This window comes from Shewanella sp. 8A (assembly GCF_023475945.1).
Taxonomy (GTDB): domain Bacteria; phylum Pseudomonadota; class Gammaproteobacteria; order Enterobacterales; family Shewanellaceae; genus Shewanella; species Shewanella xiamenensis.
In genome coordinates this window covers 38433-48602 of the sequence record NZ_JAMDJP010000033.1, presented here as the reverse complement: position 1 = coordinate 48602, position 10170 = coordinate 38433, and the positions used below count along the sequence as shown (strand labels likewise).

The 10170-nt window shown below is 45.3% G+C and carries 9 protein-coding genes; 4 read left to right on the top strand and 5 right to left on the bottom strand.

Annotated elements, in window-relative coordinates; all coding sequences use genetic code 11:
- Positions 1-154 precede the first annotated feature (154 nt).
- A complete protein-coding gene (locus M0413_RS19065; protein WP_169548685.1) occupies positions 155-859 on the bottom strand; it encodes a DUF445 domain-containing protein in 705 nt (234 codons plus the stop codon).
- A 348-nt stretch (positions 860-1207) separates the two neighbouring features.
- Here M0413_RS19065 and M0413_RS19060 point away from each other — a divergent pair, with 348 nt between their 5' ends.
- The 3 genes from M0413_RS19060 to M0413_RS19050 all read left to right on the top strand — a co-directional run bounded on the left by M0413_RS19060 (position 1208) and on the right by M0413_RS19050 (position 5663).
- The gene (locus M0413_RS19060; RefSeq protein WP_037419655.1) at positions 1208-1588 is read left to right on the top strand and encodes a VOC family protein; all 381 of its coding nucleotides are present in this window, start codon (positions 1208-1210) and stop codon (positions 1586-1588) included.
- Between the two features lie 249 nt (positions 1589-1837).
- Entirely contained in the window at positions 1838-5089 is a 3252-nt protein-coding gene (locus M0413_RS19055; protein WP_249555296.1) for a DUF748 domain-containing protein, read from the top strand.
- 217 nt (positions 5090-5306) lie between these two features.
- A complete protein-coding gene (locus M0413_RS19050) occupies positions 5307-5663 on the top strand; it encodes a glutaredoxin family protein (protein WP_037419649.1) in 357 nt (118 codons plus the stop codon).
- A gap of 30 nt (positions 5664-5693) precedes the next feature.
- On the opposite strand, the gene M0413_RS19045 is transcribed toward M0413_RS19050, so the two are convergent.
- Positions 5694-6383, bottom strand: coding sequence for an energy-coupling factor ABC transporter permease (locus M0413_RS19045; RefSeq protein WP_037419754.1), 690 nt, complete (start codon positions 6381-6383; stop codon positions 5694-5696).
- A 212-nt stretch (positions 6384-6595) separates the two neighbouring features.
- Here M0413_RS19045 and M0413_RS19040 point away from each other — a divergent pair, with 212 nt between their 5' ends.
- Entirely contained in the window at positions 6596-7060 is a 465-nt protein-coding gene (locus M0413_RS19040) for a hypothetical protein (protein WP_037419646.1), read from the top strand.
- A gap of 117 nt (positions 7061-7177) precedes the next feature.
- Here the strand turns inward: M0413_RS19040 and M0413_RS19035 are convergent, their stop codons facing one another.
- From M0413_RS19035 to msbA, 3 genes are read right to left on the bottom strand one after another with little or no spacing between them, the layout of a single operon-like run.
- The gene (locus M0413_RS19035) at positions 7178-7357 is read right to left on the bottom strand and encodes a Trm112 family protein (protein WP_037419644.1); all 180 of its coding nucleotides are present in this window, start codon (positions 7355-7357) and stop codon (positions 7178-7180) included.
- Positions 7347-8354 carry a tetraacyldisaccharide 4'-kinase gene (gene lpxK, locus M0413_RS19030; RefSeq protein ID WP_249555294.1) on the bottom strand — a complete coding sequence of 336 codons (1008 nt, stop codon included), beginning with the start codon at positions 8352-8354 and terminating at the stop codon, positions 7347-7349. Before lpxK ends, M0413_RS19035 begins: the two co-directional genes overlap by 11 nt.
- The gene (msbA, locus tag M0413_RS19025; RefSeq protein WP_037419637.1) at positions 8355-10160 is read right to left on the bottom strand and encodes a lipid A export permease/ATP-binding protein MsbA; all 1806 of its coding nucleotides are present in this window, start codon (positions 10158-10160) and stop codon (positions 8355-8357) included.
- Between the last annotated feature and the right edge of the window lie 10 nt (positions 10161-10170).

The window sequence follows — 10170 nt, the reverse complement described above, 5'->3', positions numbered from 1 at the left end:
TTTTGACTTCGCTAAAAATCAAAGATGCATTTAACATGAGTAGGTATACAGGCAAAGCCTCATATGATGATAACCACCTACTGAAGTAGGTGGTTTTGGGCTAAAAATAAAAAAGGGAGCCATTGCTCCCTTCGCGATAGTGGTTAATCTCAGATTAGCCCTGTACTAAAGCGGCGACAAGTCCGATGGCACCACCAAACACACCGCCCCACACCACGAGCCAACCTAAATGCGTCTGGATCATCTCCTGAACTATCTGCTTAACCATTTGTGGTGTTAATTCATTTAAGCGTTGCTCAACGATATTAGCAATCTTCTGTTGTAAATCGGCCATCACATTTGGTTGTTCAAGCTCTTGCTTCAATAGGCTGCGGAATTGTTCACTCTCGGCCATATCGACCAATGAAGCTTTCATCTTCTCAATAAAGGGTTCTTTTAGCGGCATTAGCGCCTCAGTCCCCCCAAACATGGCTAACATGCCACCAAATGAAGATTGTGCCACAGTATTGACTAAGGCATCGAAAGACGGTGCTAAGTCTACTTTCTCAATCACAGGCGCCAAATCGATTTGGCTTATACCTTCTTTTTCAGACAAAAAACGATCAATGTTTTCAGCGGTAAAAAACTGTTTCATCATCAGATGAGCAATGCCGAGTTTAAATTCTTCAAACCGCGAAGGCACCACACCAGAACCATACAAACCAGGGACTTTTTCAAACAACATATACACCGCAAGCCAGTTGGTTATCGCACCAGATAATGCAAACAACCCAACATTAAATAGAATGGGTAAGCTCAGTGCGTATCCCAAGATCACACAAATGGCTGCCAACACATTGGTCACTAAACTCTTATTCAATCGTTAATCCCCCTATTACGCAATTTCATCGATTGCAAATGGCGCTAGTTTAGCAAGCGAAGGGGAGTAAGGTCTAATGCTGTAAAACAATACTAACACCACCAATCAGCCGCAAAACAGAGCGCAAACTCAGCAAATACTCAGCGGAGCGGCACAAGCACAACATCAAGACAAACTCGATAAACAGATTTTTGTTATTTCATTAATTAACATTAACTTAGTTTAATGATTTACAGCAGAAAATAATGTCACATTTCTGGATCTGCTTAGGAATTATTGAAAAGCATCGTCTACACTCAAAATACTAATCGCCTCGCCACAAGGCTCAATAACATAAAGGACGCGCTTATGGACTCTGCATTTAATACCGCTGGTGCCTTAGGCTGGCATGAACTCACGACCCACAACACTGAAGAGGCCATGCGCTTTTATGGTGAAGTATTTGGCTGGCAATTTAGAACGGTCAAGATGCCCCATGGTCAGTACCACTTGATTGAAAATCAAGGTGTAGGTATCGGCGGTATCACTGATAATCAGCTCCCGACGCTACCTTCGCACTGGACAGGTTATGTCACGGTCGCCGATGTCGACTTGGTCGCGATTAACGCTAAAAAACTTGGTGGCGATATTCTGTTTGGTCCAGAAGATATTCCGAAAGTGGGTCGCTTTTGTTGGATAAAAGATCCACAAGGCGCCGTCATCGCCGCAATAAGTTATCTCACCACTTAAACTAAGCTATTCGTATTAAAAAGCTTAGCGGTCATAAAATGCACACTGGAGACACAACATGTTACCCTCGTAAAGCGAGGGTTATGAGTTAACATACATTCTGACTCACATTGGTTGCCATACGGTAACACTCAGATTTAATTGACAAAACACCAAAAAAATCATGCAGAGATAAGCATTATTCGCTAGAATAACCACATTTATTGATAGATTTCGCGCCAGCGTGCGTATTGGAGCATTAATCTGACTATGCTAACTCAACTATCACGGTTAAAACTCGCGTTTTTTAGTCGCCCCCGATACCAACGAGTTCTCGTCTATTTAACCATTACCTACTTAAGTTACCTTATCGCCCTCGGATTAATACTCCCCAAGGCTATCGTCGCCTTCGCCCCAGAGAAGCTTTCACAGCTATTAGGGCGTCCGGTCAGTTTACAGGGTATGCATATCAATCCTTTTAACTACCGCGTCAATATCGACCAGCTCGCCGTTAAAGAGAAAGATAATCGGGATTTTGCCGGATTAGCACAGCTCCAATTTGAGGTGCATTTTTGGCAGTCTATATTCAATCAAGCCTTAGTGATTGATCATATTCAGTTGCAAACGCCCTTTGCTCATATCCAACGGTTTAAAACTCATGGGGCAACTCAGTTTAACTTTGACGACATCGTTACCACCCTCAACCAAGCTAAAACCACCAGCAAACCAGGCACGAGTGCTGAACAAGCACGTCCTTTGCGCATCATCTTAGGTGAGTTAACCGTCAGTGCAGCCAAGTTCAAATTTGATGACAAGATAACCAAGGCGCAAATTGATTACCCCAATATCAACTTCAAACTCAGTCAATTAGATACTGAATACCTGATGTTATCTAATCCTGCTAGCGTAGCTAAGACGTCATCAACCAAAGATGCGGTGACAAACAATGCCGTTCCAGCAACAACTACGGCGAATACTACTCCAGCAACATCGGCGACAAATGCCACTACGACTATCGTGCATAACCAATTTGTCGCCCAGTTGCAGGATGCCCACGCAGGTGAAGTGAGCCTTGCCGGACAATTTCAGCTCTTTCCCTTTAAGCTCGTCGGGGATGTACAGCTTGCCAAACTCAAACTTGTGCCGCTCTGGCAATTTGTTGCCGATCAATTCAATGTCAAACTGGGGACAGGTGAGCTTAGTATTAACGCCCATTACCAAGTCGATTTACCCGAGCAAGGTGAATTACAACTCACTGCCGAACGTGGACAAGTGATTGTTGAAAAAGTGAATTTGCTCAATGGTGACCAATCGGTTATCACCTTACCACTACTGGCTGTAGATGGGATCAGCGCTAATCTGGCCAAGCAGCGGGTCAATATTAAGCAAATCCACACTGAAGGCTTAAGTCTTAAGGCTAAGCTAGATGAACAAGGTATTGATTTAGTTCAACTATTAATGCCAAAATCTATGGCTGCCAGCACTGATACCGCAACGCCGAACTCGCCTGCAGAAGCGCAAACAGCAGAAGCGTCAGCTGAAACGAACACGTCAGCCGCATCGCCTTCACAAGCAACCTCGGATAAGAGTGTTACTGAACAGCAAGATGCCTGGTTAGTGACACTGGGCGGACTGAATGTCGAAAACTATGATATTCAGCTTGAGGAGCACAAACTCAGCAAAACGGCGCAGCAATGGCGAATCTATCCATTAGATTTTGCGACTCAAACCATAGTAAGCGATTTAAAAGCCCCGATTGAATACCAACTCTCCTTTGGACTAAACGATAAAGGCCATTTTACCTCCAAGGGGCAAGTCGATGTCCTTGGGCAAGCCATCAGCGCTAACCTCAAAGTGGAGCAGTTGGCCTTAGCCCAATTTCAACCTTACCTTGAGCCTTATGTCAATATGCAGCTTAAAAGCGGCCTATTCAGCAGCGATGGCGAGGTTCATGCCAATGGCAAAGGCAAAGCCATTTATCAAGGTAACGTTGAGCTGGATGATTTGAATATCCTCGACAGCATCCGCAAAGCGCCATTGGTGAAATGGCAAAAAATGCATATTAATCAGCTCGATTTTGACCAGCAACAGAATCAAATCAAGATTGATCATTTAAGTTTTGAGCAACCTTATGCCAAGGTTGTTATCGCGAAGGATCGTACAACCAATATCAGCAATCTGATTATTGAACAGCAAGCCATTGCCGAGCCTAAAGTCACTGGACAAATGGCGCAAGGCATTCAAGCCGAAATCAGCACCAATACAGTTGCACCATCCCAAACCGCAGCTAAAAAGCCCGAGTTAAGCTTAGATATTCAAAAAATTAGCTTTAACCAGGGATCGGCATTTTTTGCCGATAATTCGCTAACACCTAACTTTGCCTCAGGCATCGAGCAGCTAGAAGGTTATATCAGTCACCTATCCTCCAAGCCGGGTACTAAGGCATCTGTCGATATTAAAGGCAAAATTGACCGCTATGCACCAGTGACATTAAAGGGGGATATTAATCCCTTGTTAGATAAACCTTATCTTGATTTAGACTTGGTTTTTAAGAGTGTTGAGCTGACGTCAGTAAACCCATACTCTGGCACCTATGCGGGCTATTACATTGATAAAGGGCAATTATCGTTAGCACTTAACTACAAACTTGAGCAAAACCAACTCAAGGGCAGCAACCATTTAGTCATTAATCAACTCAAACTGGGGAAACGCAGTAACAGTGATTTAGCCACCAGTTTACCCGTAACGTTAGCGATTGCATTATTGCAGGATCGCCATGGCGTAATTGACCTAGGAATGGAAGTCTCTGGCGATCTAGACTCACCCAGCTTTAGTGTTGGCAGCATCATCATGACAGCCATTACCAATGTGATTACTAAAGCCGTCACAGCCCCCTTCTCTTTCCTTGCAGGTCTCATTGGCGCTGATGATACCTTAGATAAAATCCCCTTTAATCCCGGGCAATTTACCCTCACTTCCCGTGAGCAAGAAAGCCTAGATAAGCTCGCCAAAGGATTAGAGGATAGACCCATGCTACAGCTCAGTCTTGAGGGCAGTGTCGATGCAATAAACGATAGCCAAGCAATTAGCGAGCGTATGATGAAACGCAAGCTGGCTGCCTTAGCGAATATTCAGCTGACGGAATTGCCGGCAGATCTCAGCCCGAGTCAGTTTCCGACTCAAGGACCTCTAGCCGATGCCCTTCTCAAACTCTATGAGCAGGAAGTTAAAGCCAATCCTGATGATGTGAAAGACAATATTATTGCTGAAACCAAAGATACACCACTGAGTAAAGAGGAACTGACCACCCGATGGCATATCGCGCTTTATAACCTTTCGCTAAAAGCGCAAACGGTCGGTCAAGACAGGTTGGGAGATTTAGCGCAGGAGAGAGCGAAATCAGTCAAGGCCTACCTTGTTGATAGCAAGGGCATCGCACCTGAACGAATTTTCCTACTCGAAAGTCGCGTCACCCTCAATCAAGATGCTGCCCAAGTGAATATGAGCATCGAAGCTAAATAACGCGTTGTACAAGACCATAGAGAATCAAATGCCCAGTATTCACTGGGCATTTTTATTGGTTGATTAAGGTAGCGCCCCCTCGTTCTATTACTTGGCCTAAAACATCCATTAGGTTAAACTCTGCGGCTTTATGCGAGCGGAATCACATTCCGCGCGTCTATCCCCTTTCGCACAGCCAATATTGCGGCACGCTAAAACACTTTTACTCGAGGTAGTTATGTTCATTATTCGCTGGATTTTAGGCCGGATCATTTTGTTGCTTAACTTTGTGTTCGCCCCAAAGAAACTCAAACGCCCATCAGCAGAACAACAAAAAATCGATGCGCAAACTCAAGCACTGGCGCTATATCAGTACAATGCTTGTCCTTTCTGCGTAAAAGTGCGCCGAGCTATGCGCCGTCAAGGGCTGAATATCCAAACCTTGGATGCAAAAAAATCCCCACATAAAGACGAGCTCATCGCCCAAGGTGGCAAGCAACAAGTGCCCTGTTTACGGATTGAAGACAATGGTCAAGTGCAATGGCTATATGAATCTAAGGATATCATCAGCTACTTAGAACAACGTTTTGCCTAGCACAACAATGCGCGCCCCACGGCGCGCTTTTCATTTACGCCACAAGTACTCACGGTCAGAATAATCAAACAACCATTGGGGTTGATACACCACCAACAGCGTCACCGCCATGCCATTGAGCAACGCCTCAGGAAAGGCTAATAACGGGATTAACATCAGATAGTTATCAACTAACATGCTCCAGTCATAATCCGCCGACAACCAAAGCCAAAATGCCCAACTAAATTGATGAAAAACCGTCGATAATCCTGCATTAATAAAGGCGCCAACAAAAATAAACACAAAAAGATGCTTAGGAAATAAATGGTAACTGCGGCTGTAAAGCATAAACGCACAGAATAACGGGAGGGCTATTGCAAACAAGCCAAATGCACCAAACTCACCAGGCTGCTTTAGGACAAATATGCTGAAAAACGCACTTGGGAGGAGTAAGGCAACCGTCGCTAAGCGCCAACCAAACATCAATAGACAAGTGACTATCCCTAGAAAATGTAAATGAATTCCGACTTGAATACTGGCATTGAGGAGCCATAAGGTATTTACCGCAATCAGCGTTAACAACAACCGCCATTGCAAGCCTTTATCCTTAACAACCTGCAGTAACTCTTCCTTAGGCCAAATAGCATAAATCCAAAGTCCCAGCAGTAGCAGGCTTAAACCCTGTAATGGGCTGATATTCCAGTCTATTTCAGCAAATCGCTTGGCCCAAAAATCCAGCATCAGTAAGGCTCCGGAGTAGATGCCCATTCAACCTATCGCGACAAGTTTCAGAGCAGATTCAAGTTGTTTCGGTATTAGGGTGATTAACCAACCTATTCGGGCGAATAAACTTCTTTAACAGTATATCGCGAATAAAACCGATAATTGCATGATATTGAGCGACATATTAAGGTATTCTTCGCTAAGTAAATCATCTAAGAGTAATCCTTGATATGCCATTGAGATCGATAAGCCTGACATTATTGAGCTGCTTAACATTACTCGCTTGCAGCAGCGCTCCGATAGACCCCTCTGAATTTGCAGGTAAATTTAAAGACAAACTCACCACTGATATCCGCGCAGATGGCCTTAAACTCTTTACCTATCAGGCAGGTTTTGCGGAGGAATACTCACCAAGAGATGTCACCGAACGCCCCTTCCCCCACGAAGAACGTATGCGTCAAGTCGCGCAAGATCCCCGCGAGCAGCGTCGTTTATACCAACAACAAGCGGATGCACTCGATATCTGGGGCAGACAAGTTGAATTGGGACTCGAGAAAACCTTAGAAATGACAGGTTACTGCCGCGAAGGTTACTTTGAGTTGAGCCGAATAATAGAATCAGGACGGGGAGAAATACGTGGTGAATGTAAAGAAGGCGCCACTGAGGAAGATAAACAAAAGTTTGTGCGCTTTTAAGTCATGAAAAGGGCGAGATGATCGCCCTGTTCTCTACACTTATGCACGGCGGTGTCGCAAGTACACGACTTAGCTCAAACCGTTAAGTTCAATAACGCTGAGTTTTATGCCTAAAAATCAAACTGCTTCATTTAACGGTAAGGCACGATTTTCCAATAACACTGGGATGCCATCGGTAATGGGATAAGCTAATTTGTCCGCTTTACAAATCAATTGCTGCGCCGCCTTATCGTACTCCAACTTTCCTTTACATACTGGACAAGCAACGATATCTAACAGTTTTTTATCAAACGCCATGGGATTTTCCTTTTTTAGCTGCAGCCACAGAGCGTAATCGGCTCAGCAACTGTTGATCAAATTGTGGCGATAGCTTGGCATCGACAGCCAAATACCACCAGTTTTCTTGTGCAAAATCGCGACATTTAACCGCATCTTTTTCAGTCATCATCAAGGGGCGAGATGCTGCAAGCTCGCATAACACGTGTTTATCGTAGGCTTGGTGATCATCAAAACTATGGGATAACGCGAGTTGAAAACCCTGCTGCGTTAACGTCTCAAAAAAACGCGCCGGATGACCAATACCCGCCATTGCCACCACGGGCTGCGTCGGGTCAAACACGGCCTCAGCCTTAGGATTTACCGGCAACACCGCACTTGGACTCAGCTGCATCTCATATTGATTCGCCTGCGCGGGTCCACTATTGACCACCACAAAATCCACTTGATTAAGACGCCAAGCACCTTCCCGTAGAGGGCCTGCTGGAAGCAAATGACGATTCCCTAAACCGCGCTTTCCATCAATCACCACCACCTCAATATCACGGCCGAGGGCGTAATGTTGCAAGCCATCGTCACAGATAATGACATCCACGGCAAACTGCGCCAGCAAGGTTTTTGCGGTATCAACACGTTTAGGGCCCACCACCATAGGCACACCAGTACGCGCCACAATCATAGCTGGCTCATCGCCCACATCAGTTGCAGCATCCTTTACGCTAACGACTTTTACCCCTTGGATATGCGCGCCATAACCACGGCTGATCACACCCGGATTAAACCCCTGTTGACGCAGCAGTTCAATCAAATAGATGACTGTGGGGGTTTTACCACTACCGCCAACGGTAATATTGCCCACCACGATCACGGGGACTGGCAGTGTGGTTTGTGATTTAATCCCTAAGCGAAATAAACCACGGCGAATTGCGGTAATAAGCGCAAACAACGCAGAAAAAGGCAGTAAGAGCCACCGTAATGGGTGGCCTTGATACCAAATTTTATTCACTAACGCCTGCATTTAGCTACCAAACTGCATTTGGTATAACTTGGCATACATGCCGCCAAGTTCGAGTAGAGATTTGTGGGTGCCACGCTCAACGATGCGACCTTGATCGACCACTAAAATTTGATCGGCACTTTCAATCGTTGATAACCGGTGAGCAATCACAACCGAGGTGCGGTTTTGGCGTAAATTGTCTAATCCCTGCTGAATCGCTTTCTCAGATTCAGTATCAAGGGCCGATGTCGCTTCATCCAGAATGAGCACTGGTGCATCACGTAACATTGCCCGCGCAATCGCAATCCGTTGTCTCTGACCGCCTGACAATAGCACGCCGTTTTCACCGACTTGGGTATCTAAGCCATCGGGCAATTGCTCAATAAATTCCATCGCATGAGCTAAGGTCGCCGCCTCAATAATCTGTTCGCGGGTGACTTCGCCCGGATAGGCATAGGCGATATTATTGGCAATAGTATCGTTAAAGAGTGTCACTTGCTGCGATACCAAAGCCACTTGGCTACGTAATGATTTCAATGAGTAATCATAAATACTCACATCATCAAGCAGAATATCGCCAGACGCTAGTCCGGTGTAAAAACGAGTCACCAAGCTTGCGATCGTCGACTTCCCCGACCCAGAACGCCCGACTAAGGCTAAGGTTTGCCCTTGGGACACTTCAAAGTCAATTTTATCTAAAGCGCGGCGCTCCTGGCCTTCGTAACTAAAAGAAACATTATCAAAACGTAAGTTGCCCTTAGCACGCTTGACGGTATAAGTACCAGTATCCGATTCTGGCAAAGTGTCTAACAGTTCAAATACTGTGGTGCACGCTGCAATACCACGTTGAAATTCAGCATTCACACGCGTGAGGTTTTTGATGGGTTGCAGCATGGCCATCATCGCGCCAAGAATCGTCGCAAAGGTACCTGCGGTCAAATCGGCTTTCATACTATCAAGGCTCGCCGCATACAGCACAAAGGCCAAGGCAAAGGAGCCAATCACCATGATAAGCGGCTGGCTGATAGCCTGTGCGATCGCAAGTTTCATATTTTGATGGCGGTTTCTGTCATTAATTTTGGCAAAGCGAGCCGTTTCTGTTTCTTGTCCACCAAAGGCCAGTACGTTTTTATGACCTTTGATCATCTGCTCCGTTGCGGCACTGACATCCCCCATCGCCGTTTGGATTTGTTTCGACACCTTACGGAAGCGGCGACTCACAATAGTCATCACTAATCCCATAATCGGACCTATCACTAAAATACACAGTGAAAGCTTCCAAGAGTTATAAAACATCAATCCCAGCATACCGATAACGGTCACACCGTCACGAACAATCGAAATCAAGGCACTGCCCGATGCACGGGCAATTTGCTCGGTATCGAAGGTCACTTTTGAAATTAAATTGCCCGTGTTTTCCTTATCCATGTAACTCACGGGTAAACTTAGATAATGTTGAAACACTTGCTGGCGCATATCCATAATTAACCTAGCACTCATATAAGAAATGCCGTAGGTGGATACGAAGTTTGCAAAGCCGCGCAGGGAGAACATTAAAATAACCACGATAGGCGCCATTAATAGCACTTGGTTATCGGCATGAAAGCCTTGGTTCGTGGGGAGTGCAATACCGTTACTGATCGCTGGTGTACTGCTGGAAAACCCTTTATCGATAAAAGGGCCAATAAAAGAAATAAAAGCCGCATCGACAAGCCCATACACAATAAGGCCAGCAACTGAAAGCAAAAACATGCCCTTCATCGGTTTGAGATAGGCCAGTAATCGCTTGAATACGGTCCACATTTCGTCTTTAGGATATGCTGTCATTGGTAACACT